Origin of the sequence: Amycolatopsis sp. NPDC051903 (assembly GCF_044452505.1) — a bacterium.
Classification (GTDB): Bacteria; Actinomycetota; Actinomycetes; order Mycobacteriales; family Pseudonocardiaceae; genus Amycolatopsis.
Window position 1 is genome coordinate 1 of record NZ_JBITBT010000061.1, and the last position, 23,525, is coordinate 23,525.

The 23,525-nt window shown below is 69.2% G+C and carries 27 protein-coding genes; 19 read left to right on the forward strand and 8 right to left on the reverse strand.

Annotation, left to right across the window (positions count from 1 at the left end):
* The first annotated feature begins 183 nt into the window (after nucleotides 1–183).
* The 7 genes from ACIA77_RS49970 (at nucleotide 184) to ACIA77_RS50000 (ending at nucleotide 5,745) form a co-directional block, all read left to right on the forward strand.
* Nucleotides 184–492, forward strand: a complete 309-nt coding sequence (locus tag ACIA77_RS49970) for a hypothetical protein (protein ID WP_395893283.1) — start codon at nucleotides 184–186, stop codon at nucleotides 490–492.
* A gap of 855 nt (nucleotides 493–1,347) precedes the next feature.
* The gene (locus tag ACIA77_RS49975; protein ID WP_395893284.1) at nucleotides 1,348–2,334 is read left to right on the forward strand and encodes a ferritin-like domain-containing protein; all 987 of its coding nucleotides are present in this window, start codon (nucleotides 1,348–1,350) and stop codon (nucleotides 2,332–2,334) included.
* 176 nt (nucleotides 2,335–2,510) lie between these two features.
* Nucleotides 2,511–3,110, forward strand: a complete 600-nt coding sequence (locus ACIA77_RS49980; RefSeq protein ID WP_395893285.1) for a VOC family protein — start codon at nucleotides 2,511–2,513, stop codon at nucleotides 3,108–3,110.
* 275 nt (nucleotides 3,111–3,385) lie between these two features.
* The gene (locus ACIA77_RS49985) at nucleotides 3,386–3,712 is read left to right on the forward strand and encodes a hypothetical protein (protein WP_395893286.1); all 327 of its coding nucleotides are present in this window, start codon (nucleotides 3,386–3,388) and stop codon (nucleotides 3,710–3,712) included.
* A gap of 97 nt (nucleotides 3,713–3,809) precedes the next feature.
* Nucleotides 3,810–4,442 carry a hypothetical protein gene (locus ACIA77_RS49990; protein ID WP_395893287.1) on the forward strand — a complete coding sequence of 211 codons (633 nt, stop codon included), beginning with the start codon at nucleotides 3,810–3,812 and terminating at the stop codon, nucleotides 4,440–4,442.
* Between the two features lie 512 nt (nucleotides 4,443–4,954).
* Nucleotides 4,955–5,509, forward strand: a complete 555-nt coding sequence (locus ACIA77_RS49995) for a hypothetical protein (RefSeq protein WP_395893288.1) — start codon at nucleotides 4,955–4,957, stop codon at nucleotides 5,507–5,509.
* Complete coding sequence (locus ACIA77_RS50000; protein WP_395893289.1) at nucleotides 5,506–5,745, forward strand: hypothetical protein; 240 nt, start codon at nucleotides 5,506–5,508, stop codon at nucleotides 5,743–5,745. The genes ACIA77_RS49995 and ACIA77_RS50000 overlap by 4 nt, the downstream gene beginning before the upstream one ends.
* A 273-nt stretch (nucleotides 5,746–6,018) precedes the next feature.
* On the opposite strand, the gene ACIA77_RS50005 is transcribed toward ACIA77_RS50000, so the two are convergent.
* Together ACIA77_RS50005 and ACIA77_RS50010 are read right to left on the reverse strand one after the other, a co-directional pair.
* On the reverse strand, nucleotides 6,019–6,360 hold the full coding sequence (locus tag ACIA77_RS50005) for a hypothetical protein (RefSeq protein ID WP_395893290.1): 342 nt from the start codon (nucleotides 6,358–6,360) through the stop codon (nucleotides 6,019–6,021).
* A 511-nt stretch (nucleotides 6,361–6,871) separates the two neighbouring features.
* On the reverse strand, nucleotides 6,872–7,159 hold the full coding sequence (locus ACIA77_RS50010) for a hypothetical protein (RefSeq protein ID WP_395893291.1): 288 nt from the start codon (nucleotides 7,157–7,159) through the stop codon (nucleotides 6,872–6,874).
* A gap of 279 nt (nucleotides 7,160–7,438) precedes the next feature.
* On the opposite strand from ACIA77_RS50010, the gene ACIA77_RS50015 reads away from it, so the two are divergent.
* Nucleotides 7,439–8,659 carry a pyridoxal phosphate-dependent aminotransferase gene (locus ACIA77_RS50015; protein WP_395893292.1) on the forward strand — a complete coding sequence of 407 codons (1,221 nt, stop codon included), beginning with the start codon at nucleotides 7,439–7,441 and terminating at the stop codon, nucleotides 8,657–8,659.
* A 305-nt stretch (nucleotides 8,660–8,964) separates the two neighbouring features.
* Here the strand turns inward: ACIA77_RS50015 and ACIA77_RS50020 are convergent, their stop codons facing one another.
* Together ACIA77_RS50020 and ACIA77_RS50025 are read right to left on the reverse strand one after the other, a co-directional pair.
* Entirely contained in the window at nucleotides 8,965–9,438 is a 474-nt protein-coding gene (locus ACIA77_RS50020) for a helix-turn-helix domain-containing protein (RefSeq protein WP_395893293.1), read from the reverse strand.
* Between the two features lie 165 nt (nucleotides 9,439–9,603).
* Entirely contained in the window at nucleotides 9,604–10,401 is a 798-nt protein-coding gene (locus tag ACIA77_RS50025) for an IclR family transcriptional regulator (RefSeq protein WP_395893294.1), read from the reverse strand.
* Nucleotides 10,402–10,561: 160 nt separating this feature from the next.
* On the opposite strand from ACIA77_RS50025, the gene ACIA77_RS50030 reads away from it, so the two are divergent.
* From ACIA77_RS50030 to ACIA77_RS50075, 10 genes are read left to right on the forward strand one after another with little or no spacing between them, the layout of a single operon-like run.
* Nucleotides 10,562–11,884 (forward strand): MFS transporter, encoded by a 1,323-nt coding sequence (locus ACIA77_RS50030; RefSeq protein WP_395893295.1) that lies wholly within the window; start codon nucleotides 10,562–10,564, stop codon nucleotides 11,882–11,884.
* Nucleotides 11,884–12,693 (forward strand): N-acyl homoserine lactonase family protein, encoded by an 810-nt coding sequence (locus ACIA77_RS50035; protein ID WP_395893296.1) that lies wholly within the window; start codon nucleotides 11,884–11,886, stop codon nucleotides 12,691–12,693. The genes ACIA77_RS50030 and ACIA77_RS50035 overlap by 1 nt, the downstream gene beginning before the upstream one ends.
* Nucleotides 12,694–13,521, forward strand: coding sequence for an SDR family NAD(P)-dependent oxidoreductase (locus tag ACIA77_RS50040; protein ID WP_395893297.1), 828 nt, complete (start codon nucleotides 12,694–12,696; stop codon nucleotides 13,519–13,521).
* Nucleotides 13,518–14,420, forward strand: a complete 903-nt coding sequence (locus tag ACIA77_RS50045) for an NAD(P)-dependent oxidoreductase (RefSeq protein ID WP_395893298.1) — start codon at nucleotides 13,518–13,520, stop codon at nucleotides 14,418–14,420. Before ACIA77_RS50040 ends, ACIA77_RS50045 begins: the two co-directional genes overlap by 4 nt.
* Nucleotides 14,417–14,809 carry a cupin domain-containing protein gene (locus tag ACIA77_RS50050; protein WP_395893299.1) on the forward strand — a complete coding sequence of 131 codons (393 nt, stop codon included), beginning with the start codon at nucleotides 14,417–14,419 and terminating at the stop codon, nucleotides 14,807–14,809. The genes ACIA77_RS50045 and ACIA77_RS50050 overlap by 4 nt, the downstream gene beginning before the upstream one ends.
* Nucleotides 14,810–14,832: 23 nt before the next feature.
* Nucleotides 14,833–15,228, forward strand: coding sequence for a 4-carboxymuconolactone decarboxylase (gene pcaC / locus ACIA77_RS50055; RefSeq protein WP_395893300.1), 396 nt, complete (start codon nucleotides 14,833–14,835; stop codon nucleotides 15,226–15,228).
* On the forward strand, nucleotides 15,225–16,112 hold the full coding sequence (locus tag ACIA77_RS50060; RefSeq protein WP_395893301.1) for an NAD(P)-dependent oxidoreductase: 888 nt from the start codon (nucleotides 15,225–15,227) through the stop codon (nucleotides 16,110–16,112). Before pcaC ends, ACIA77_RS50060 begins: the two co-directional genes overlap by 4 nt.
* Before the next feature lie 4 nt (nucleotides 16,113–16,116).
* Nucleotides 16,117–16,887, forward strand: a complete 771-nt coding sequence (locus ACIA77_RS50065) for a carboxymuconolactone decarboxylase family protein (protein ID WP_395893302.1) — start codon at nucleotides 16,117–16,119, stop codon at nucleotides 16,885–16,887.
* Nucleotides 16,884–17,672: an N-acyl homoserine lactonase family protein gene (locus ACIA77_RS50070; RefSeq protein ID WP_395893303.1), complete on the forward strand. Its 789-nt coding sequence runs from the start codon at nucleotides 16,884–16,886 to the stop codon at nucleotides 17,670–17,672. The genes ACIA77_RS50065 and ACIA77_RS50070 overlap by 4 nt, the downstream gene beginning before the upstream one ends.
* Nucleotides 17,672–18,649 carry an Ldh family oxidoreductase gene (locus ACIA77_RS50075; protein WP_395893304.1) on the forward strand — a complete coding sequence of 326 codons (978 nt, stop codon included), beginning with the start codon at nucleotides 17,672–17,674 and terminating at the stop codon, nucleotides 18,647–18,649. The genes ACIA77_RS50070 and ACIA77_RS50075 overlap by 1 nt, the downstream gene beginning before the upstream one ends.
* Here ACIA77_RS50075 and ACIA77_RS50080 read toward each other — a convergent pair.
* The 4 genes from ACIA77_RS50080 to ACIA77_RS50095 form a co-directional block, all read right to left on the reverse strand.
* Nucleotides 18,646–18,939, reverse strand: a complete 294-nt coding sequence (locus ACIA77_RS50080; protein WP_395893305.1) for a hypothetical protein — start codon at nucleotides 18,937–18,939, stop codon at nucleotides 18,646–18,648. The genes ACIA77_RS50075 and ACIA77_RS50080 overlap by 4 nt on opposite strands.
* A gap of 839 nt (nucleotides 18,940–19,778) precedes the next feature.
* Nucleotides 19,779–20,312 carry a helix-turn-helix domain-containing protein gene (locus tag ACIA77_RS50085; RefSeq protein WP_395893306.1) on the reverse strand — a complete coding sequence of 178 codons (534 nt, stop codon included), beginning with the start codon at nucleotides 20,310–20,312 and terminating at the stop codon, nucleotides 19,779–19,781.
* A 25-nt stretch (nucleotides 20,313–20,337) separates the two neighbouring features.
* Nucleotides 20,338–21,846: a sodium:solute symporter gene (locus ACIA77_RS50090; protein WP_395893307.1), complete on the reverse strand. Its 1,509-nt coding sequence runs from the start codon at nucleotides 21,844–21,846 to the stop codon at nucleotides 20,338–20,340.
* A 9-nt stretch (nucleotides 21,847–21,855) separates the two neighbouring features.
* Nucleotides 21,856–22,083, reverse strand: coding sequence for a DUF3311 domain-containing protein (locus tag ACIA77_RS50095; protein WP_395893308.1), 228 nt, complete (start codon nucleotides 22,081–22,083; stop codon nucleotides 21,856–21,858).
* A 154-nt stretch (nucleotides 22,084–22,237) separates the two neighbouring features.
* On the opposite strand from ACIA77_RS50095, the gene ACIA77_RS50100 reads away from it, so the two are divergent.
* Nucleotides 22,238–23,524, forward strand: coding sequence for an amidohydrolase family protein (locus ACIA77_RS50100; protein WP_395893309.1), 1,287 nt, complete (start codon nucleotides 22,238–22,240; stop codon nucleotides 23,522–23,524).
* Nucleotide 23,525: the final 1 nt, after the last annotated feature.

The window sequence follows — 23,525 nt, forward strand, 5'->3', positions numbered from 1 at the left end:
TCCGGAATCGCACACTTGCACAACATCCTCCTCGCTGGCTGACCGCAACACCCAGCAACACCAACAACAGCATCAGTTACGAGACATCACTTAGGCCGGCCGCCAACCGGATTCGTTGACGTAGTTCACCTGCCCCGATCCGTCGACCAGTGGCCGGGCATCGGCACTGTTACCGAGTTCGAGGTGGTCCAGCACACCTACCACCAGGTTCGCCTTTGGCCGCTCGACGACGCATTCCGGTCGGACACGGCCGACTTCTGGAGAAGTGAGCCGGAGTGGCAGGCGGTGAAGCACAGGTATCCCGTTGGTTCTGAAGTGATCGCCGAGATCACCGAAGTCTTCACGTCGAACCGTGAATACGTCGTCAGGTTCGGTGGCGTCTGGTCAGTCCTTGAGTGGACGGGCACCCCGCCCGTGGTCGGCGCCAACGCCCGCTTCGTGGTAGATCGCCACCTCGACGCCACCCGGCGGGTGCTGCTGCGCCGAAGCTGACCACTCACCGACCGGCGCATGACACACCCGAGTGAATGCCATAGTGCGGTTAAGCACGAACGTGACCGGCCGCTCGTGCAGGTGTGGCAGCAGGACCGGGGCGACGTGGCTGTAGTCCATCCTGCAAATTGTGTTCGCGGGACGGGGGGACACCACCTGCCCGAGGAGCGTCCCGACCTCGTCGCCGCCAAAATTCGAGACCACCTGAATCGGACCTGACACCCCGGATGTGCCAACCGAACCGATCAGCACCGTTACGGTGACCTCGGGTTCGTCGGCGAGCTCGGCGAACTGGGTCGGCTGGGAACACGTCAGCGCGGGTGACGTAGTAACCGGGATCGACGAACGCCACGTCCGCCGGTGCCACGGTGAAGAACCGGAGCTAGTCCTCCCGGACGATCTCCGGGCACCGCTGCAGCCCCTCCGGCTCGTCGTCCGCGAACACCAAAGCCACCACCGGCAACCTCCCACCAGAACCCCAAGAATCCCCTGGCCAGGAGCCTACTCAGCCACCGCCGACCGGGCGGCCCGTCATCGCCGCGTGACCCCTGTGCCGCTGTCGCCGGGCGAGCGGTGGCTATCGGCACGGTCGTTGGTAAGAACCGCCGTCCGCACGGCGCGAACCAGCCAGCGCGTGTCCCGATCGACGATGAGCACCCCGACGCACCCTGGAGGTTTGGCTGATGATGCGGAGATCACAGGGATGCCGAACAGGTGCTCGTGGACCCGTCGCTGATGCGTGATTGGTAGCCCACTCGACCGCACAACGGTCGTGTCTGCGGCTGCCCCAGCCTTGAACCAGCAATGTCCGTTAAGGACCCGCCTGCCATCCGCGGGCGGGAGAGGAGTTCGCCCGTGTTTGGGAAACGCTATGCCGCGTCGATGATTGCCCGGAGTGCCGAGAACGTCCGGGATCGTCGCCGCTTCCTGCGAGCGGCAGGGATGGCCGGCTTGGGTGTCGTCGGCGCTGGAGCCGTTGGCGGGCTCGCGGCAAGACCGGCGACAGCGGCGGCCGCTGCGGCCGCAGATGGTGCGGTCAGTGACAGTGCGGTGCTCAACTTCGCCCTCAACCTCGAGTATCTCGAGGCCGAGTTCTACTTGCACGCCGTCACAGGCGAAGGACTCGCTGATTCGATGACCACCGGCACCGGGACCCGTGGCGGTGTCACGGGCGGTCGCGCGGTGAAGTTCACGACCAAAACGACCCGCCAGTTCGCCCAGGAGATCGCGTCGGACGAGAAGGCCCACGTCCAGTTCCTGCGGACCGCGCTGGGCTCTGCGGCGGTGAGCCGGCCGCCGATCGATCTGCAGTCCAGCTTCACCGCCGCTGCCCAGGCTGCCGGTCTGGTCAAACCCGGCCACAGCTTCGACGCTTTCGCCTGTGAAGAGAACTTCCTGCTCGCCGCGTTCCTCTTCGAGGACGTCGGCGTCACCGCGTTCAAGGGCGCGGCGCCCCTGATCAGCAACAAGACGTACCTCGAAGCCGCCGCCGGCATCCTCGCAGTCGAGGCGTACCACGCCGCTGGTATCCGCAGCGCGCTTTACCAGCACAGCGGCAGCCTTAGCGGTCCAGGCCACCTCGGCCACGACCTGAAGGAGGCCAGCGTCAAGCTTTCCAACGCCCGTGACAGCCTCGACGGCTCGGTCGACGACGACCAGGGCGTGGTCGACAGCCAGGGCAATGTCAACATCGTCCCGGCCGACGCCAACGGCATCGCCTACAGTCGCTCGCCCGGCCAGGTCCTCAACATCGTCTACCTCACGCCGAAGGCAGCCACCTCAGGCGGGTTCTTCCCCCAGGGCCTCAATGGCGAGGTCAACACCAGCGCCGCCAACGGCTGATCCCAACACCACAAGGCGGGCGTCGGAGCGTCTTGGAGGACGCCCTGGCGCCCGTCGCCTGTTTATGACATCGGAATTGGAAGTCGTTCGGGTCGGCGACCTCGCCGCCGCACCCGGCGAATCGGCAGTAGCGCGGTTCGCGGCTACTGCGGGCGCTCGTCTCACCGGGAGGATGGATGACTACTGAGGACGTGCGGCGCGTCGACATGAAAATCGAGGTGCTGGTGCTTCCCGTCGCCGACGTGGAGCGCACGAAGGAGTTCTACGGGCGGCTCGGCTGGCGGCTGGACGCGACCTCGCCCGGGGTTGTGCGGTTCACGCCGCCCGGATCGGCGTGTTCGGTGCAGTTCGGGGAGGCGCTGACGGATGCCGAGCCGGGATCGGGCAAGGGGTACCTGGTCGTCGCGGACATCGTGGCGGCGCGGGACGCGCTGATGGCCGCGGGGGTCACGGTGGAGGAGATCTTCCACGACGGACCGGGTGGGCGCGAGGCGGGCCTCGATGCGGACCGCGGGATGTACCGGCCGCGCGCGACGTTCGCCGATCCGGACGGCAACCAGTGGCTGCTGCAGGAAAACAGGAGCCGCTTGCCGGGGCGGGTGGACCCGGCGGAGGCGACGTTCTCGTCGGCCGGCGACCTCGCCGCCGCTCTGCGCCGCGCGGAGGCCGCGCACGGTGAACACGAGAAGCGCACCGGCGAGCGAGACATCAACTGGCCCGACTGGTACGCCGAGTACATGATCGCCGAACGGACCGGCACGGAACTGCCGACCTGAGATCGAGACGGAGGCGATCACGACGAAGCGGGAACTCGCGGGCCAGACAGTCGCCCCACGCCGACGCCGCCGGCACCAGCGGCCGGGGGCCGCACCTACAGCTACGACCTCGCCGGCAACATCATCCCCGGCGACGGGCAGACCTACATCCTTGACGACGCCGACCAGATGACCGGGATCGACCCGACCACCGTCACCGCCGCCGGGCAGCATGACGGTGCAGGGCCGGTTGTCCGTAGTGGTGTGCTCGAAGATGTGGGCGCACACGTGCGCGGGTGGGTGGCGACCTCGTCGAAGCCGCGGACGTGGGGCCGGAAGAGCCGGCGCGGCGCCTAACGGGGCCGGTGGGCGTGGCGATCTTCCTCACCGCGCCGGCTGGTCAGAAGGTGCAGACGGTGGTCAAGGACACGAGCGCCCTGGCCGGCGCCTTGGCAGGTGGCGAGATCGGCGCCGAGCGGGGAGCGGCGATCGGAACCTTCATCGAGCCCGGCGGCGGAACGGTGGTCGGCGGGGTCGTCGGCGGAATCGTCGGTGCGGTGGCCGGCAGCGGGATCGGTGACGCCATCAACAGCATCGGTGGCACCATCAGCAGCTGGTTCTAGCCGAAAGGCTGGTGGCCGGGTCCCCGTTGCGGCGCTCGCCGGAGCGGCGACCCGGTACGTGCGTTGGTCAGGGCAGGGACAAGCAGCGGGAGCGCGTGTGGGATCCGAGTCGGTCGACGGTGGGGTGGATCCAGAGTGGTTCGAGTTCTACGACGACACGATCACGGTTGACCCCAGCACCCCTGCCGACCGTGTCTTTTTGTCGGGTTTGCGAGCGCGTGCGGTGTCCTGTAGATGGCCGTGCGAGCCGTATGACACCTGGGCTTATCACGCCATCGACGACGATCAACACGTGCTGAGGGTCGGCGTTTGGTTGGACGACGAGGAAAACGAGCGTCGCCTGCTCACCTGCGGCGTGGAATTCGACGGGACGCACATCGTCGGGGGCGAGTGCTACCACGACATCCCGTTCGATTTCGAGGGGGCGCCTGAGAAAGAGATCGTGTACTCCGGGCCGGTGGAGATCCTGGTGCAGCGGGCCGGTGAATATTTCGAGCGGGTGTTGAGCCGGCCGATCGAGCTGCGCGAGTGGTTCGAGAACGGAGACGAAGTCTACCGGGAGTGGGTTTTGGCTCATACCGAACGGGCACTCACCGCGCAGCTGAAACCGAAGCCGGACCGATCGGCAGACCGGGTCACCCTGGTCCGCGGTGTCCGAGAGCCTGAGGCCCGCAGCGGTGGCGGTCGGAACCGCTGGTGGGAGTTCGGCAACCGAGGGGGCAGTAGTTGAGTGGGGAAGACGAGAATGAGCGACCACCCGCTGCGGGACGACGACGCTGATCCGGCCGAGGTGCTGGCGCTGGCGGACCGGGTCCGGGAAACGCCGGGCGAGGGCACCGTCGCGCTGCTGGCCGAGCGCAGCCGAGGCCGGTCGTGGCTGGGCGAGATCCCGGTTGCCACCGAGGCAACCGTCGGCACGCTGCTGGAGTTCCTGGAGCAGTACCCGACCGGCTCCGACTCACCGATCCAGCTCGTGCCATCCACGATCGAGCCGCCCAGCGCCCAGCTCGCGTTCCACTCGATGTTGCCACAGGCCGAGTTCCATCCGCGGGAAGTGGAGGAGCCCGACGCCCGCGCGCCGCTGTACCCGGGCACGTGCGCGGTGTGGCGGTACGCGGGCACGCTGCCCCGCCCCCGCGGTCGCCCCCCTCCCCGGAGGCCGCGGCTCGAGTGCGGGCTCTCGCCGTACCGGCGTGGCCGCACATTCTCGCCATCCACCGGCGGGCGGGCGCACTGGCCGACGTGCCCCTTGACGACCTCCTCGGCGTGCTGGTGCACCCGCCGGCGCCGCCGGAGGAGCCGCGCTGGTGGCGGCCCGACGTGTGGGTCAGGGCGGTGCAGGTCATGGCCTGCCTCGGCATCTCGTGGCACCGGCTTGACCAGCCGTGGCGTGGGTCGGAACGGGCCCGGGTGCTGTCCGAACTGTGTTTCGGGCCGGAGGACTGGGTCACCGAGGCAGCGGCCTTCGCCATGGTCGCCGCGGCCTGGATGGACCCGCAACTGCGGCAGGACGTGGGTGCGACGGTGGCGGTGCGGTGGTCCCAGGCCGAGAAGGCCAGCCACAGGCGGGCGGTGACCATCCTCAGCTCCCTGACCGAACTGGTCCTCGCCTGCCCCTGGCTCGGCGACCAGGTCGGCGACGTCGCTCGCGCCCTGCGCGCTCACCTCCGGTCCGCGGAGCCAGAACCCGTCCCTGAGGATCGCATCAAGGAGTTCGACGACATCGCCCGCTCCCACGCTCCTGGCCACCTGCCCCGCCGCCTTTTCGGCTTCGGCCACCGCTCACCTCGTGAGTGAGAAGAGTTGATATCGGGCAACGGCACGGTGGTCGCCACTGCGACGAAGCCGAACGGGATGTCTTCGCGACGTCGTTGGCGCCCATCGAGCAGGCGATCGCCGACAGCGCCGCGTTGCCGGGAAAGGAGAACGACGAGGAGCAGCATGCCGCGGAGAACTTGCTGCGGCTCAAGGCCGACCGGGACCGCGTCGAGCAGGTGCGGGCCCTCGGCTTCACCGGCCTGCAGTTGAGGTGACGCGGCCATCCCGCGGGCAAAATCCAGCGTTGAGGCAGGGGTGCTTCACGGCTGTCGGTGCGGCAGACTCAGCCTGACGGAAGCGTCCGTGGCCGGCTACTGGCAGGGTCCCGTATTCGATCGTTGCGTATTCCCCAGGTCTCGGGGGAGATGGAGCGACTGTCTTGCCGTGGCGTAGCGGGGCTCGGGGCAGCACGCGCGGTTTCGTGTAGCACCTCGAGCCCGTGCTTGCTCGCCAACTGACAACGACAGCGCTCTCCAGCGGTGCGGAGTCTAGGACTCCGAACGCAATCCCAGAGCACTGTGCTCCACGACGCCCGAGGGAAGATCACTCCTTCCTGAAGCCCGGCCAGTCAGCTCCCGTAGGCCAGCCCGCAGGTCGGCGGCCGGTTCGCCGAGGACGATCGCGCTGATGACCAGTTCCAGCATCAGACGGTCGTACTCGTCGCCCATGCTCCGATAGCGCTCCGTGTCGCCTTCTACCACAGCGGAGGCGATCTTTCTCCCGCCTTTAGGCACTTGGGCAAAGGACGCCTCATAGATGCCGTGTCCGGTCCAGCTCCGGTGGATGAAAAGCACGTCGCCTTCGCAGAAGACGTTCCACTTCTCGTCCATGTTCCGCGCTCGATATCCGCGCCGGATCCGGTCCCAGTCCTCGTCCGTCCAGACCCGGTCCGGCAGCCGAGGCAGCGGCCTGGGTGTAGTTATTGGTTGGAGACGCCGGAACGAGTCTCCGGTGAGCGGGGTATCGGCAGCCATGACGGTACGACGGCCGTGACGACATCACCGCAGCCGTCCGGGCTCTGCTCGACGACGAAGTTCTCCATGGTCGCACGTTGCACGAGGCAGCCGAACGAGTCTGCGTGGACAGCATCGCCGCCCACTTCTCCACCAACGAGCTGCCCGCCCCCGACCTGATAATCGGGTCGCGACGTAGCGGTTCCAGGTGCCGCCTGCGTTCCGAAACCAGTGGTTTCACCCTGGGCGCGCCAGTGTGAACAGCGCGAACGCAACCGAAGTTGATCTTGAAAACACTTCAGTGACGATGAAGTTACGCAGGAATTTGAGCTTAGGTATCGCAACGCGCTGTGGCCCGAGGGGCGCATGTTCAGCGTGGCGCAGCTGGTCATGCGTCGTGGACGATCCGCAGGTTTGGGCGTGCCGGCCGAAGTGCTCGCCCGGCACGGTCGGCGCATGCGATCTCGTATTGGACCTGCGCGATGCGGAAGAACGCAGGCGGCTCGTCGGGGTCGATGTTCGGGTAGGCGGGGAGCCCGCGGCCGGGCGAGTCTTCTTCGCTGTCGTCGTCTTCGGTCATGAGGTACTGGAGCTGGCCGAGGACCTCTTGCGGATCCATCTCCCACGCCCTGCCGAGCCAGACGCCGGTCACCGTGAGGTTCGCGAGCAGCCTCATCGTTGTCCACCTCCTCGCGCAGGATGGCGAGGCGCTGGCGGATAAGGCTCAGCGCGGTGAGCCGATCGGCGATGAAGTCGGTCGCGGACACGAGCGCAGTGTGCCGGGCTGGGCCGCTGCCGCGATCAGGTGACGTCCGTCACCGAGCGAGCCTGCGGCCCGTGCTCGCAGGCGGCCACACCGTCAAAGGACTGACAAAGGAAATCAACTACTTTCTGCACCTGTTCGGGGAGACCGCGCCGGGAACACCCTCATGAGCCGATCGCAGGCTCTGCGATGATGCGGGCCATGACCGCAGAAACTCGGGTGTCCGATCGCGTAGCCGCCATCTCGGAATCCGTGACGCTCAAGGTCGACGCCAAGGCCAAAGCGCTCAAGTCCGCCGGCCGACCGGTGATCGTCTTCGGGGCGGGCGAGCCGGACTTCCCGACGCCGGACTACATCGTCGAGGCTGCGGCGAAGGCCTGCGCGGACACCCGCAACCACCGCTACACCCCGGCTGGCGGCCTGCCCGAGCTGAAGGCGGCCATCGCGGAGAAGACGCTGCGCGACTCCGGCTACGAGGTCGATGCCGCCCAGGTGCTGGTGACCAACGGTGGCAAGCAGGCCATCTACGAGGCCTTCGCGGCCATCCTGAACCCCGGCGACGAGGTTGTCGTGCCGGCGCCGTACTGGACCACCTACCCGGAGTCGATCAGGCTCGCCGGCGGTGTCCCGGTGCCAGTCGTGGCCGACGAGACCACCGGCTACCGGGTGTCGGTCGAGCAGCTGGAGGCGGCCCGCACCGAGCGCACCAAGGCGCTGCTGTTCGTCTCGCCGAACAACCCCACCGGCTCGGTCTACACCCGCGAGGAGGTCGAGCGGATCGGCCGTTGGGCCGTCGAGCACGGGCTGTGGGTGCTCACCGACGAGATCTACGAGCACCTGGTGTACGAGGGCGCGGAGTTCCACTCGATGCCGGTGGTGGTGCCCGAGGTGCGCGAGCGCTGCATCGTTGTCAACGGGGTCGCCAAGACGTACGCCATGACCGGCTGGCGGGTCGGCTGGGCCATCGGCCCGAAGGACGTCATCAAGGCCGCCGCCAACTACCAGTCGCACGCCACCTCCAATGTCGCCAACGTCTCCCAGGTCGCCGCGCTGGCCGCGGTCTCGGGCGACCTGTCCGCGGTCGCCGAGATGCGGTCCGCCTTCGACCGTCGCCGCCGCACCATCGTGCGGATGCTCAACGAGATCGACGGCTTCGTGTGCCCGAACCCCGAGGGCGCTTTCTACGCCTACCCCGCGGTCAAAGGTGTGCTGGGCAAGGAGATCCGCGGCAAGCGCCCGCAGAGCTCGGCCGAGCTCGCCGAGCTGATCCTGGACGAGGTCGAGGTCGCCGTGGTGCCCGGCGAGGCCTTCGGCACCCCGGGCTACCTGCGCATGTCGTACGCGCTCAGCGACGAGGACTTGGTGGATGGCGTCTCCCGCATCCACAAGCTGATCGCGGAGGCCAAGGACTGACCCTGGGGCGAAGCACTGGCCGCAATCCCAGCAGGCCCTTGTCCAAGCCGCTTACCCCTGCGTGGCCTCGCTGCTCCCGCACGAACGCCGCTACGCCAACGCAGCTACGACAACTTCGAGAATTCCGCGCCGGACGCCGCTGCGGCAGCGGGCACCGGCGGTTCAGCACCGCGCGCTTGTTCATCAGCCGTATCCGCATGCGGGCGGAGCAGAAGCCTGCTTGCTGATGGGCGTCCTTGATCCCGGGGTCGCCGACTGGGGAGCCTTCGCGGTGATGTCGTCTGCCAGCTTGGTCAGCGCGTCGATCATGTCCTGAAACCGTCCCTGGCGCTTGATCCAGGCGCCGGCGCCGGCCTTCTGCTGCCCGATCGCGTCGAGTGCTTTGTGCTTACTGGCACGCGCAGCCGGCTTTCCTGGCCGCAGCGCGAGCAGGTGTAGGACGGCCGGACGCCGGCGTTCTCCGCGGTGATGGCCACCAGGTCGGCCGGGGTGCGGCCGAGGGTGTCGCAGAACGCGGACAGCACCTGCAGAGACAACCGTTCCGGGGTGCCTGGGACCAGGCGGTGGACCTGGGACGCGGACAGGTCGATGCCCCGTTCCTGCAGCAGCGGAACCAGCTCGGCGGCGGTGAAGACCCCGCGGGTGGCCATGATCTCCCGCAGCCGCCAGGTGTAGCCGACTTTTCGCTTCACGAGTGCTGGCCAGGGCCGCGGCGACCACGTTGTCGAGGTGACCGCGAAGCGTGCGCTCGCGTCAGGGGTCCAGTCCCAGACGGTCATCACGCTGCGCTGCTTGGGTGGTGAGCCCTTCTGCGCTTTGCCGAACCGGACCCGGCACAACCCGTACTCACCGAGTTCTGGTCCGGCCACGTTGCGGGCGAAGGCGGCCGCGTCCAGCTCAACCGCGGATTGCTGCGCCGGCTCGGCTGCCGATCCGGAACGTCGTCAGATCGAGGCCGCGCGGGGCACCTGGTGCCCGAGCATCGTGCTCAGCTTCGCGGCGCCGTTCATCACCATCTCCGCGAGCTGCTCCTTCGCCTCCTCGCGAAAGCGCATCTCCGGGATCGTGAGCGTGAGGCTGCCGACGGCGATGCCGTCCGCACCGAGGATCGGAGCCGCGATGCCCCGCGAACCGACGATCTTCTGCCCCCGCGAGAACGCGAACCCCGTCTGCCGGATCGACTCCAGCTCGCGGCGCAGGACGCTCGCGGTGGGCGCCTTCTCTCCCGATACCGGGGCCGGTGCGCGCTCGGCGAGGATCGCCTCGATCTCGTCATCGGAGAGGAACGCCAAGATCGAGCGGCCGGACGCGCCCCAGTTGACCGGCACGGGCGAGTTCAGCTCGATCCGGTAGGACAGCGGGTTGGGCGAAGTGTGCTCGGCCGCGTAAATCATCTCCCGCCGTCGCGGCAGGTACACGCCCAGCAGGCAGGCTTCCTGGCTGCGCCCGACCACCTCCGCCATCACCGGGCGGGCCAGCTTCACCAGATCGCGCCGGGCGGCCAGCAGCGCGCCGAGCCGCTGGCACTCCGCGGTCGGGCCCCAGCGCCGGGTTGCCGGGTCGGGCTCGACCATATCCTCCTTGGCCAGCAGGTCCAGCAGCCGGTGCACGGTCGGTCGGGGCAGTCCGAGCGTCTCGGTGAGCTCGGCGACGCTCACGTCCTCGCGGGCCTCAACCACGGCGCGGAACACCGAGATGACGCGGGCGACCGTGCCCGTGGGGGGTTCCGATCCCTTTCGCATAGTGGATCACTTTATCACTCAGCGGACAGAAGTAGAGGCCCCGGATCATTGACAACCCGTTGTGCCACAGCCTAGCTTGGTCGGCAACACGTCCACTCAACGATTAGTTTGTCCACTCAGTGGACTCTTCTCGAACCCGGTTGATCGTAGGAGTCGAGTGATGACAACGCTGTCGCCAGTCGCAGGCCGGATACGGCATCGTGCGGCGCTCGCCGCCGGTGTCGGCAACTTCATGGAGTGGTTCGACTTCGCCGTCTACGGCTTCTTCGCACCCACCATGGCCGAAGTCTTCTTCCCTGACAGCAGCGCCACGGTCGGCCTGCTGTCGTCGCTCGCCGTGTTCGGCGTCGCGTTCTTCTTCCGCCCCATCGGCGGCCTGGTCCTCGGTTCGCTCGGCGACCGGCGGGGCCGCCGGTTCACGCTGTCGGTCTCGGTGGTGATGATGGGCGCGACCACGACGCTCATCGCCGCACTGCCCAGCTACCACACCGCCGGTGTGCTCGCCCCGGTCCTGCTGACGATCCTGCGCTGCCTGCAGGGCTTCTCCGCGGGCGGCGAATGGACCGGGTCCTCGGCGTTCCTGCTGGAGATGACCCCGGCCCACCGCCGAGGCCTCTACGGCAGCGTCATCTCCTCGACCGCGGCGCTGGCCACGGTCGCGGGCAGCTTCGTCGCGCTGCTCGTGCAGTCGGTGGTGAGCGCCGAGAGCCTGCTCTCGTGGGGCTGGCGGCTCCCGTTCCTCATCGCCGCGCCGCTCGCCCTCATCGGGCTCTACGTGCGGCTGAAGCTGGACGAGACCCCGGTCTTCGAGGAGCTCAAGGCACTGGGCAAGGTTGCCGACAAGCCGCTGCGTGCCGCGGGGAAGCGGGACCTCAAGCCGGTGCTGCTCACCCTCGCCATCGCGGCGGTGCAGGGGCTGGGCTTCTACTATCTGGCAACCTACGTGGTGAACTACCTCTCGCAGACCGTTCACCTGTCACGGATCAGCGCGCTGGTGCTCAGCGCGATCGGGCTGGCCATCTACATGGGACTGTGCCCGGTCGCCGGCATGATCTCCGACCGGTTCGGCCGCCGCCGGGTCAACCTCACCGGCAGCATCGGCTACGTCGTGCTCGGGCTGCCCGCGTTCGTGCTGATGGGCCAGGGCGGCGTGGCGCCGGTGCTGATCGGGATGTTGCTGCTGATCCTGCCGCAGACGCTGGTGAGCGTGACCACCGTGGTCATGCTGGTCGAACTGTTCCCGGCGGCGACCCGTTCCAGCGGCAGCGCCACCGGCTTCAACATCGCGCTGGCCTTCGTGGCCGGGCCGGGGCCGTTCGTCGCCAGTGCGATCGCGAGCGCCACCGGCAGCAGCGTGTGGCCCGCCTCGTACATGGTGCTGGTCGCGCTGGTCGCCACCGCGTTCCTGATCAAGTTCCTGCCCGAGACCGCGGGGCGGAACATCGGCACGCCGGAGCGGGCGGTCGTGGCGGAGGTCGGCTGATGGACACCTGGGAGGTGCTGGCGATCCGGTTCGCCACCAGGCAGACGGTCGCGAGCCAGGTCTACCTCAACTACCACGTCTACGGCGAGCCCGACCGTCCACTCGGGATGGACTACTTCTTCTGGGTCCTGCGCAGCGGCGAGCGCACCATCGTCGTCGACACCGGCTTCACGCCCGAGGTCGGCGCCCGCCGGGGACGCACGACGACGATCCCGGTCCCGGACGCGCTCGCCCGGCTGGGCATCGCTCCCGCGACGATCGAGCAGGTGGTGATCACCCACGCGCATTACGACCACACCGGCCATGTCGATCTTTTCCCGCACGCGGAGATCCTGATTTCGGCCAGGGAGCTGGACTTCTGGACCGGCCCGTACGCCGAGCGCGTCCAGTTCGGGCACTCCGCCGAGCCGCCGGACATCGCCGAGATCGTCAAAGCCGACCGAGACGGGCGGGTTACCCGGCTGCCCGAGCGGCACCAGCTCGCGCCCGGCATCGAGCTGCTCGAGGTCGGCGGGCACACGCCGGGTCAGCTGGTCGCCCTGGTGCGCACCGAAGGCGGCACGGTCGTGCTGGCCTCGGACGCGGTGCACTACTACGAGGAGGTCGAGCTCGACCGCCCGTTCCTGGTGGTCGCCGACCTCGAGGCGATGTACCGAGGCTTCGACGAGCTCTCCACCATCGCCGCACAGCCCGGCACGGTGCTGCTGCCCGGGCACGACCCGCTGGTACTGGAGCGCTTCGAGCCGCTGGACCCCGCCGTCCCCGGCTTCGCCGTGCGGGTCGGGCCCACCACAGAGAGGAAGAGCTGAATGCTGGAAGGCAAGGTCGCCGTGGTCACCGGCGCCGCCGGCGGCATCGGGGCGGCGAGCGCACGCCGCCTCTCGGACGAGGGCGCGAGCGTCGTCGTGGTGGACCTCGACCAGGACGGCGCGGAGAAGGTCGCGGCCGAACTACCCGGGCCGGCGGTCGCCGTGGGCGCGGACGTCTCGCGCGAGGAGGACGTCGAGCGCTACACCCAGGTCGCCCTCGACCGTTTCGGCCGCCTCGACTTGCACCACCTCAACGCCGGCATCACCGGCCCCTTCGCCGAGCTGCCCGACCTGAGCGTCGCCGAGTTCGATCACGTCATGGGCGTCAACCTCCGCGGACCCTTCCTGGGCGTGCGCGCGGCCTTCCGCCGGTTCCAGGTCCAGGGCGGCGGCGGAGCGATCGTCATCACCGCGTCGATCGCCAGCCTGCGCGGCAGCCACGACCTGCTCGCTTACCAGACGTCCAAGCACGGCGTGCTCGGCCTGATGCGCGGCGCGGCGATGTACGGCGGGCCGATGGGTGTGCGGGTCAACGCCGTCGCTCCCGGCCTCGTGCCGACCGGGCTGTTCACCGCCGCGAAGGACGAGTCGGGCGGTGGCAACGACATGCTCCAGCGCGGCACGACAGTTCCGTTGCGCCGCACGGGAACCCCGGACGAGATCGCGTCCGTCGTGGCCTTCCTGCTCAGTGACGGCGCTGCCTACGTGCACGGTGAGGTGGTGTCGGTGGACGGCGGCTCGGCGATCGTCAGCACGGTCCGCCCCTCGGGCGGCGCGGGCGCGTGGGACACCACGGCGGTCGACCGGCGCGGAAAGGAGAACGCATGAGTAAGCCCAGGATCGGGGTGATCGGGCTCGGCAACATGGGTGGCCGGATCACCCGCCGGATCGTCGGCAGCGGGCAGCCGGTCATCGGGTACGACCCGGTGCCGGGGCGCGCCGAGGAGGCGGGCGCGACGGCCGCGGCCTCGATCGCCGAGGTCACCAAAGCCGCCGATCACCTGTTGCTGTCCCTGCCGGACAGCGCCGTCATCGAGAAGGTGGTGCTCGGTGCGGACGGCGTGCTCGCCAACAGCCGGGACGGGCAGATCGTGGTCGACCTGAGCACCGCGGCGCCTTCCTCGACGGTGAAGCTGCACGAGGCGTTCGCCGCGCGCGGGGTCGAGTTCGTCGACGCCGGCATCTCCGGCGGGGCCGCCGCGGCGGACAAGGGCACGCTGACGCTGATGGTCGGTGGCTCGGCCGAGGCGCTGGCCCACCTGGAGCGGACGCTGGAACCGTTCAGCGCCAAGGTGTTCGCGATGGGCGGCACCGGCGCCGGGCACACCACCAAGGTGCTCAACAACTTCCTCAACGCCGTGAGTCTCGCTGCCACCGCCGAGACGCTGGTCGCCGGGAAGAAGGCCGGCCTGGACATGCACCGCTTGCTGGAGGTGCTCAACGCGAGCACCGGCGTCAACTTCGCCACTCTCAACCGGTTCCCGCACATCGTCGACGGCGACTACCTCGAAGGCGGACTGACCAGCACGCTGATGATGAAAGACGTCGTGCTGTACGTGAACCGCCTGCGGGAGCTGGGCGTGCCGACGCTCAATTCCGCCGGGCCGATGGCGAGCTTCGCACTGGCGCAGTCGCTGGGCTACGCCGACCAGATCAGCAATCGTGTCGTCGACGCGATCGGTGACGCCGCCGGCGGGGTCCGGCTGCACGACGAGGAGGCAGGGTGAAGATCGTCCACGGCAGGCCGGACAAGGCCGAGACGGAGGAACGGGGTGCGACGTTCGACGGCACCGTGTGGGCCGACCCGGTGCTGCCCGCCACCGACGGGGTCACGATCAACTCGATCTATTTCACCCCCGGCGCGCGCACGCACTGGCACCGCCACGAGCGCGGTCAGATCCTTCAGGTGACGACCGGCAGCGGCTGGGTGTGCAGCGAAGGCGAAGCACCGCAACGGCTTCAGGCCGGTGACGTGGTGTGGGTGCCGCCCGGCGAGCGGCACTGGCATGGCGCGAGCACCGGCTGCGCGCTCGCACACGTGGCCATCTCGCTCGGCACGACGCAGTGGGAGACACCGGTCGGCGAGGACGAGTACCTCGCCGCGGAACAGCAGTGAACGACGAACGGGGATTGAAGAACATGGATCAGGCAAGGTTCGAAGCGGGACTCGCGACACGGAAGGAAGTCCTGGGCGCCGAACACGTCGAGCGGTCGCTCGCGAAGGTCACCGACTTCTCGAGGCCCGTGCAGGAGCTCGTCACCGAGTACTGCTGGGGCGAGGTGTGGACGCGCGACGGGCTGGAGCACAAGACCCGCAGCATGCTCAACCTGGTGATGCTCACCGCGCTCAACCGCATGCACGAGCTGGCTGTGCACGTGCGGGGCGCCGTGCGCAACGGCTGTACACAGGCCGAGATCCAGGAGGTACTGCTGCAGACGGCTGTCTACTGTGGAGCCCCGGCCGCGCTGGAGTCGTTCCGCGTAGCCGAGCGGGTGCTGACCGAGCTGCAGGCCGAAGGGGCCGAGGTCCCGTGAGTACCCCGCTGGCGCCTGGCGCTGTGCTCGGATTCGTCGGGCTCGGCAACATGGGCACGCCGATGGTCCGTCGGCTCGTGGAAGCCGGTTACACCGTCCGCGGTTTCGACACCGACCCGTCCGCGCGGGAGCGGATCGCGACTCCGGTCGCCGAGCTGACCGCCGTCGCTGAGACCGCGGACGCGATCCTGCTGATGCTGCCGAGCTCCGACGTCGTGGAGCAGGTGCTGTTCAAAGGTGGGCTGCTCGAAGCCGCCCGCCCCGGCACGGTTCTCGTCGACATGGGCTCCTCCCGCCCGCACTCGACGCGGACGGTGGCCGAGTGGTCGGCCAGCCGCGGCGTGCCGATGGTCGACGCGCCGGTGTCCGGCGGGGTCCTCGGCGCCGAGGCCGGCACGCTCGCCGTGATGGCCGGTGGTGCGGCGGAGGACGTCGAGCGTGTCCGCCCGCCGCTGGAATGCCTGGGCAACAAGGTTTCTCACGTGGGCGGGGTCGGCGCCGGGCATGCGCTCAAGGCGCTGAACAACCTCATGTCCGCCACGCACCTGCTGGTCAGCTCCGAGGCGCTGTTGGCGGGGCAGGAGTTCGGGCTCGACCCGGCGGCGATGCTGGAGGTCGTCAACGGCTCCAGCGGGCGCAGCGGGTCCACGGAGGCGAAGTGGCCGAAGTTCGTGCTGCCCGGCACGTTCGACTCCGGGTTCGGCCTGCGTCTGATGCTCAAGGACATGCGCATCGCGGTCGACCTGGCGCGCGAGATCGGGTGGCCCTCGGTGCTCGGCGAGTCGGCGGTGGAGCTGTGGGCCAAGGCAGCGGAGGAGCTGCCGGCCGATGCCGACCACACGGAGATCGTGAGGTGGCTGCAGAACGGACACGGGAAGGGATGAGCAGATGACGACGGTCCTGAGCAGCAGGCAGGAGGAGCTGAAGGCGGAGTTCCAGCGCGTCCGCGGCACCTGGAGCGACGCGTGGGAAGCCATCCTGCGCCACGACCCGGACTTCCTGGCCGCGTACCTGAAGTTCTCCGCCGTGCCGTGGCAGAAGAACCACCTGGACGACAAGGTCAAGGAGTTCGTCTACATCGCCGCCGACTCCGCCGCGACCCACCTGTACTCTCCCGGCACCCGCCAGCACATCCGGGCCGCGCTTGCGTTCGGCGCGACCAAGCAGGAGATCATGGAGGTCATCGAGCTGACCTCCACCCTCGGCATCCACGCCTCGAACATCGGCGTGCCTCTGCTGCTGGAGGTGCTCGAGGAGGAAGGCGTCCGCAAGGGGCCGAAGCCGCTGGATGCGAACCAGGAGCGGATCAAGGCCGAGTTCACCGAGAACCGCGGCTACTGGCACTCGTTCTGGGACGGGCTGCTGGAGGTCGACCCCGAACTGTTCGAGGCATACACGGAGTTCTCCTCCGTGCCGTGGCGGACTGGGGTGCTGGAGCCGAAGGTCAAGGAGCTGATCTACACGGCCTTCGACGCCTCGGCGACACATCTGTACGTACCCGGACTGAAGCTGCACATGCGCAACGCCGTGCGTTACGGCGCCACGCAGGAGGAGATCATGGAGGTGCTGGAGATCGTCAGCGTGATCGGCATCCACGCCGCAACGGTCGCCGTGCCGATCCTGGACGAGGAGCTCGCGCGCGCCGAAGAGGCGAAATGAGCGGGTTCGAGGTCGTCCAGGTCCGCTACGGCGAGCGGGTCACGCGAAAGAGTGCCGTCCTGTACGACTACTCCTCCTACGGCGAGCCGGACGGCGACCTGCACATGGACTACAACTTCTGGGTCCTGCGTGACGTGTCGAAGACCATCTTGCTGGACACCGGGTACGACATCACCGAGCGCGACTGGCTCGGTGAGCAACCGGTCATCCCCACGGCTGACGCGTTGGCGCTGCTGGGCATCGACCCGCTCGAAGTGTCCACAGTGGTCACTTCGCACTTCCACTACGACCACATCGGGCACCTGGGCCTGTTCTCGGGCGCGGAGGTGGTCGCGGGGGCGGCCGAGTACGAACATTGGTTCGGCAAATGGGGCCGTGGCGAGCTCGCGGGGGAGTTCGCCACGGCCGCGCACCTGGAGGCGGTCCGGCTCGCCGAGCGGGAGGGCCGGCTGCGCCTGGTGCGCGAAAAGACGGAAGTGTGCCCGGGCGTGACGGTCCACCCGGTCGGCGGGCACTCTCCCGGTGAGCTGCTGACCGTGGTCGAGGCCCGGTCGGGGCCGCTGATCCTCGCCGCCGACGCGGCGCACTTCTACGAGCAGATCGAGCACGAGTGGCCGTTCTTCGCCTTCACCGACCTCGGCGAGATGCGCCGGGCGCTGTCGCTGATCAACCGCCTCGCGGCCGAGACCGGGGCGGTGGTGATCCCCGGGCACGATGGCCGGGTGCGCGAGAAGTTCCCCGCGGTGGCCGGTTCCGCCGCGGAGATCGCGACGGTGCTCGGCTGATGTTCGTGGCACTGGAGGAGGCCCGGGCCGTCGCGGTGCGCGCGCTGCAACGGCTCGGGCTGGACGCGGCGGAGGCCGACGCCACGGCCGGCCACCTGCTTGACTGCGAGCTGCGCGGCCTGCACTACGCGGGCCTCGCGCGCATCCTCAGCATCGCCGACCGGCTCGCGAAGACGCCGGAGCCCCCGCGGCCGATCGAGGTCGTGCGGGAGACCGGGGTGTCGGCACTGCTCGACGGCGGCGACAAGCTCGGTTACCTGGTGGGCCGCCGGGCGACGGAGCTGGCGATCGACAAAGCGGAAGCCAATGGGATCGCGCTGGTGGGCGCACACAACACGTATTACACCGGGATGCTCTCGTACTACGCCGAGATGGCGACGCGGCGTGACCTGGTCGTGCTGATCGCGTCCAACGCGACGCCGTGGGTGGCGCCGCACGGCGGGAACGAGGCCCGCTTCGGCACGAACCCGATGTGCTTCGGATTCCCCAGCACCGGTTCGCCGGTCATCTGGGACATCGGGACCTCGGAAATCATCCACGCTCAGGCGGTGCTCGCGGGGCGGCTCGGCCAGTCGCTGCCGTCCGGTGTGGCCTACGACGCGGCCGGCGCGCCGACGACGGACCCGGTGGCCGCGCTCGGCGGGGCGTTCACCCCGTGGGGCGGGCACAAGGGCAGCGGGCTGGCGATCGTCGTGCAGCTGCTGGGGACGCTCGCGGGCTCCCCGATCCTGCCCGGCGAACTGACGGATTTCGGGTTCCTGATCATCGCGCTGCGCCCGGATCTCCTCCGGTCCACTGAGGACTTCAAGCGCGATGTCCGCGGTTACGCCGACGCGATCCGTGGCACCCGGCCGGTCAGGGCGGACTCGCCCGTACGGATGCCCTTCGACCGCTCCGCCGCTCAGCGGGAGGAGACCTTGGCGCGCGGAGGTTTCGAAGTTCCGGAACCGGTCCTTGCGGCGGTGCGGGCCCTTTAGGGCGTCATGAGCCGGCGGGCGCTGATCGCCAGCTTCGAGAGCGGACGCGAACTGTCGGCGGCGAGTAGACCGAGCATGTCCCATGCGGGCGCGGTGGCTTCGACCTCGACGGCGGCGGCCAGCCAAGGCAGGTTCAACATCCGCGCAGTGTGGATGCGGTGGTTGCCGTTCAGGTCGGTTCCGCAGCCCGTGAGATCGCCTTCCCGGCACCGCAGCGCCCGCTGCGCGGTCCGGCGCGCGGCCAGGTGCTGGTCGTAGATCGGACCGCGGAGCTCAAGCAGGTCATGCACCCCGGGACCTTCCTGGGACCGATCGGAGTCTGGACCGGTGCTGACCCGGTGTGGCCGTTCCGTAGAGCGGGCCGACCCACCCGGGGGCCCGCATCAACGAGATCTCCTCGCGGAAAGCTCGTGGGTGGAGGCGTTCATGTCGGTGGCGCGGAGCAGTCCTTCTGCGATGTCGAGGGGTACCTCGGGGCGCTGGGAGCCGAACTCGCCCCACCTGGGGTGGCCGGTGTGCACGAGTTGGTCGGTGCGCACCCATTCACGGTGTTGGCGAAACCGCCGTGGTCGTGATTCTTCGGCAGCCCGCTCGGCGAGGTCAGCGTCGCGACGCGGCCGGCGTGCGTGGCCGCGTCGTTTGGTGCGTTCCACACGTACGGCCAATCCGGCGCGCGCCCGCCTGCGGTGTTCTTCGGCGGAGCGGCGGTGACGGTGTCGGGGTTGTGCGAGCCCTCACCGAGTTCGAGGCCCGATCGTTTCGCGTTCGTCCTCCGGAACCAGGCGGGCCAAGACCCGGACAAGCGCCCCGAGCACGCTCACGAAGCGGCCCACACAGTGCCGGCCCTGCCGGCACGCGACGGCCGATGCCGGTGCGCCGGATCGGCAGGTCGAACTCGCCCGGGATGCCGCTCCTGAACCACGTTCCTCGTCACTCAGGCGCGATACGCAGTCAGAGTGACACTCTGGGCTCATCTCCGATCGTCCATCCCCGTGATCTACGAACCAGCTTGTGTGCGGCGGCGTGGGCTGGGCGGTTGCCGTTGGAGGGCCGGCCCTGTCGCTCGCCCATCGACAGGCCGACGGTCCGGGTGATCTCGTCGATCGCCTGAGACGCCTGCCGGAACGGCTCAGTAGCTGGGCGGGGTGATCGAGATGATGAAATCAGAGGCTTTGCGATGGGGGTTGACGTAGCGGTGCGGCAGGCGCGAGTCGAAGTAGCAGCTGTCGCCGACGTCGAGCGCGCGTTCAGTACCGGCCACCTCGACCACGAGCTTGCCCGCGATGACCACCGCGCACTCCTCGCTGGGATGCGACCACGGTTCGTCTGCCGATGCCGTGCCCGGCGCGAGCGTGCCCTGCAGCACTTCCAGCCGTCCGCGTCCAGCCGAGATGCGGGAGTACACGATCCCGCCCGGTGACTGGATCTGCATGCGGGTGTCCCGGCGCACCACGGCGACATCGTCGGTCTCGGACTCCTCGAACAGGCTGAACAACGGCACGTCGAGCGCCTTGGCGATCTTGCGGATGGTGACCAGGCTCGGGTCCGCGAGCTCCCGCTCCACCTGGCTGATCAGCCCGGTGGACACCTCGGCGCGCCGGGCCAGCTCGGTGACCGTCAGGCCGCGCGCCGCCCGCAGTTCTCGAATCCTGCTGCCTACCACCTGGCCATCCTCGCACGCAGCCGGATCAACCGGGCTCGCTGACGGGCTTCGGCGTCGCCGTGTCGGCCGTCTCAGGGGGCAGGCCGACGGCGATCGCGGCCGGGCCCGGCGCCCGGGTGACCAGACTGACGAGCACGGTCACCACGGTGTTGACGACGAGCGCGGGCAGCCCGATCACGGTGCCGGGCGGGCACAGCGACAGCAGCGCAGCGTTCAACGGCGGGAGGACGATGCCGGCGGTGCCCACGATCACCCCGCACAGCGCGCCGAGCGCGGTGATCCGCCGCCACAGCAGCGACAGGAACAAGGCCGGCGCGAGCTGGCCGATCGCGTTGTACACGTTGACCATGACGTTGACCAGCGCACTGTTCTGCGTCGCGGTGACGGCCACGGCCAGCACGGCGAGCACGACGACGGCGATCCGGCTCACCCGCAGCTGCTCGCGGTCGCCGGGCTCCTTGCGCAGCAACGGGTATACGTTGCGGGTGAACAGGCTGCCGCAGGTCAGCAGGAGCACGCCGGTCGGCACGAGCGCGACCAGGATGCCGGCGCCGGCCAGCAGACCGACCAGCCAGCCGGGGGAGTGGTCACGCACGAACAGCAGCAGCGAGCCGTTGGCGGCCGCGCCCTTCAGGCCCGGTTGGGCGAGCAGCGCTGCCAGCGCGATCACGATGATCAGGATGTAGAACAGGGAGTACAGCGGCTGCACGATCTGGTTGCGTCGAATCGTGCCGATGTCCTTGGCCGTGTAGGAGACCTGGAAGGAGTGCGGCAGCACGAACGCGCCGATCGGCGTGAGCAGCAGGAAGCTCATCCACCACCAGGTGTTGGTCGAGGTTCCGCCGGCCAGGCCCGGCAGTGTCGCCGCCGACGGGTGTTTCCGCGCCACCGCGTCGAAGATGCCGCCCCAACCGTCCACATGCGCCGCATTGGCCGCCGTCACCGCGATCACCAGCAGCACGACGAGCAGCAGCAGATCCTTGACCACCGAGCCGAACGCGACGCTGCGCATCCCGCCGGCCAGCACGAACGCGTCGACCGCGGCGCCGGCGACGATCACGTACCAGGTGTTGGACATGCCGTCGCCGAACAAGGTGCGCAAGATCAGGGCCAGCCCGGTGAGCTGCACCTCCGAGTACAACAGCAGCCCGACGATGCCGAACAGCGCCAGCACCGCGCCCAGCCACGGCGCGTCGAAGCGGCTGGTGAAGTAGTCGCCCTCGGTGAGCAGGCCGTGCCGATTGCCGGCGCGCCAGATCCTGGGCACCACCCAGTAGCCGATGGCCGACGTGAGCACAACCGTGCCGAGCACGTAGTAACCCGGCGCGCCGTCGGCGTAAACCGTCTGCGACGCGCCCAATAGCGCGAAGGTGGTGAAGGTTTCGCCCGCGAGCACGAACCAGAACAGGTAGCTGCCGAAGCGGCGGCCACCGACCGCCCACTCGGTGACGTCGACGCGCCTGCCGCGGGCCGCGAGCACGGCGCCGGCCGCGATGGAGCCGACGCTGACCACCAGTGCGATGAGGTACGTCATCGGAATCGCCTACGGCTGATCGAGGACGCCGTGACGGCGGTCGATGAAGTAGACGCCGCCGATGGCGGCGCTTCCGACGATCACTCCGGCCACCATCCACACCAGCAGGAACGGCACGTGGCCGAAGGCGTAGGGCACCGCGCCGGCCCACGGCACCGCGGCGATGCACCACACGAAGGGCACCAGGAGCAGAAGCCGGTGCCGGCGGCGGCCACGGATCGGTGGTTGCTCGGACATTGCCTGCACGGTGGCCTCCCGGGGTGCCCGCGCCGCGCCGATGGGGTACCTCAGGGTGCGGCGCTCGCCCGCCGATGTCAATGGGGTTGAACGCGTTGACCGGTGTTAAAGGCCGCCCTATGCTCGGACGCGAGCTTGGTGCGGGAGGAGCTGAATGCCAGCCGAAAAAGCCGACCTCGTGGTGCGTGCCGGCCGGGTGCTGCCGGACGCGGACGCCGAACTGATCTCCGACGGGACGCTGGCCGTGCACGGCGGAAGGATCGTCGCCGTCGGTCGCTTCGCCGAACTGCCGCGCGAGCTGACCTCGTCCGCGCGCCTGCTCGAACTGGGCGATGTGACGCTCCTGCCCGGCCTCATCGACTGCCACGTGCACCTGGCCATGGACGGTTCGGCCTCGGCCACCGGCAGCGAGCTGACCGGCAGCGACGCCGAACTGGCCTGCCGCATGATCAACAGTGCGCGCAGGCTGCTCGACGCGGGCATCACCACCGCCCGTGATCTCGGCTGCCGGGGCGAGGTCGCGAGCACCGTGCGCGACGCCGTGCGGGCCGGCCTCGTGCCCGGCCCCCGGCTGCTCGTGGCCAACGCACCGATCACCGTGACCGGCGGGCACGCGTGGCGGATGGGCGGCGAAGCCGACGGCGCGCTGGAGGTCGCGCGGCAGGTCCGGATCAGGGCCAAGCAGCGCTCGGACGTCGTCAAGATCATGGCCACGGGCGGTTTCATGACCGCGGGCAGCAGGCCCTGGGAGGCCCGCTACACCGAAGAGGAGCTGCGCACCTGCGTCGAGGAAGCGCACAAACTCGGCTTGCCGGTGACCACCCACGCGCTCGGCGTCGAGGGGATTCGCCGCGCGGTCGACGCGGGCGTCGACATGATCGAGCACTGCGGCTGGGTCACCGAAGAGGGATCGCGGTTCGATCCGGGCATCGCCGCGAAGATCGCGGCCGCCGGCATCGCCGTGTGCCCCACCATGAACACGGCCTGCCTGGCCGACCCGTACTTCTGCCCGTGGGACGAGCGAGACGCGCTGCTCGCGAACCTGCGGGGGATGCTCGCCGCCGGGGTTGAGCTGGTCGCCGGCACCGACGCCGGCATCGGCCTCGTCCCGTTCGAGAACTACGCCGACGGCCTCGACGTGCTGGCCGACGCCGGCATGTCGCCGCGCGCGGTGCTCGCCGCGGCAACGCATCGGGCCGCGACCGCACTCGGCCTCGGCTCGGTCACCGGCCGGCTTGCCGTTGGGCTGGCCGCCGACGTGGTCGCCGTGCGGGGCGATCCCACGGAGGACCTGAGCGCGCTGCACCGGCCCGTCCAGGTCATCACCCGAGGCCGCACCTACGAGTGCGTTACACCGTCCGAAGCCGACCGCGCCGAACAACGCGTTGCGGCACAACACATCCACGACGAACTCACCGTCGGATCGGGGCGCGGTCGCTGAC

Bases quoted from the DNA above. Each gene is read 5' to 3' on its own strand.
- ACIA77_RS49980 (WP_395893285.1), top strand. From the start codon at position 2,511: ATGACTACTGAGGACGTGCGGCGCGTCGACATGAAAATCGAGGTGCTG.
- ACIA77_RS50005 (WP_395893290.1), bottom strand. From the start codon at position 6,360: ATGGACGAGAAGTGGAACGTCTTCTGCGAAGGCGACGTGCTTTTCATC.
- ACIA77_RS50010 (WP_395893291.1), bottom strand. From the start codon at position 7,159: ATGAGGCTGCTCGCGAACCTCACGGTGACCGGCGTCTGGCTCGGCAGG.
- ACIA77_RS50015 (WP_395893292.1), top strand. From the start codon at position 7,439: ATGCGGGCCATGACCGCAGAAACTCGGGTGTCCGATCGCGTAGCCGCC.
- ACIA77_RS50020 (WP_395893293.1), bottom strand. From the start codon at position 9,438: ATGACCGTCTGGGACTGGACCCCTGACGCGAGCGCACGCTTCGCGGTC.
- ACIA77_RS50025 (WP_395893294.1), bottom strand. From the start codon at position 10,401: ATGCGAAAGGGATCGGAACCCCCCACGGGCACGGTCGCCCGCGTCATC.
- ACIA77_RS50030 (WP_395893295.1), top strand. From the start codon at position 10,562: ATGACAACGCTGTCGCCAGTCGCAGGCCGGATACGGCATCGTGCGGCG.
- ACIA77_RS50035 (WP_395893296.1), top strand. From the start codon at position 11,884: ATGGACACCTGGGAGGTGCTGGCGATCCGGTTCGCCACCAGGCAGACG.
- ACIA77_RS50040 (WP_395893297.1), top strand. From the start codon at position 12,694: ATGCTGGAAGGCAAGGTCGCCGTGGTCACCGGCGCCGCCGGCGGCATC.
- ACIA77_RS50045 (WP_395893298.1), top strand. From the start codon at position 13,518: ATGAGTAAGCCCAGGATCGGGGTGATCGGGCTCGGCAACATGGGTGGC.
- pcaC (WP_395893300.1), top strand. From the start codon at position 14,833: ATGGATCAGGCAAGGTTCGAAGCGGGACTCGCGACACGGAAGGAAGTC.
- ACIA77_RS50065 (WP_395893302.1), top strand. From the start codon at position 16,117: ATGACGACGGTCCTGAGCAGCAGGCAGGAGGAGCTGAAGGCGGAGTTC.
- ACIA77_RS50070 (WP_395893303.1), top strand. From the start codon at position 16,884: ATGAGCGGGTTCGAGGTCGTCCAGGTCCGCTACGGCGAGCGGGTCACG.
- ACIA77_RS50075 (WP_395893304.1), top strand. From the start codon at position 17,672: ATGTTCGTGGCACTGGAGGAGGCCCGGGCCGTCGCGGTGCGCGCGCTG.
- ACIA77_RS50090 (WP_395893307.1), bottom strand. From the start codon at position 21,846: ATGACGTACCTCATCGCACTGGTGGTCAGCGTCGGCTCCATCGCGGCC.
- ACIA77_RS50095 (WP_395893308.1), bottom strand. From the start codon at position 22,083: ATGTCCGAGCAACCACCGATCCGTGGCCGCCGCCGGCACCGGCTTCTG.
- ACIA77_RS50100 (WP_395893309.1), top strand. From the start codon at position 22,238: ATGCCAGCCGAAAAAGCCGACCTCGTGGTGCGTGCCGGCCGGGTGCTG.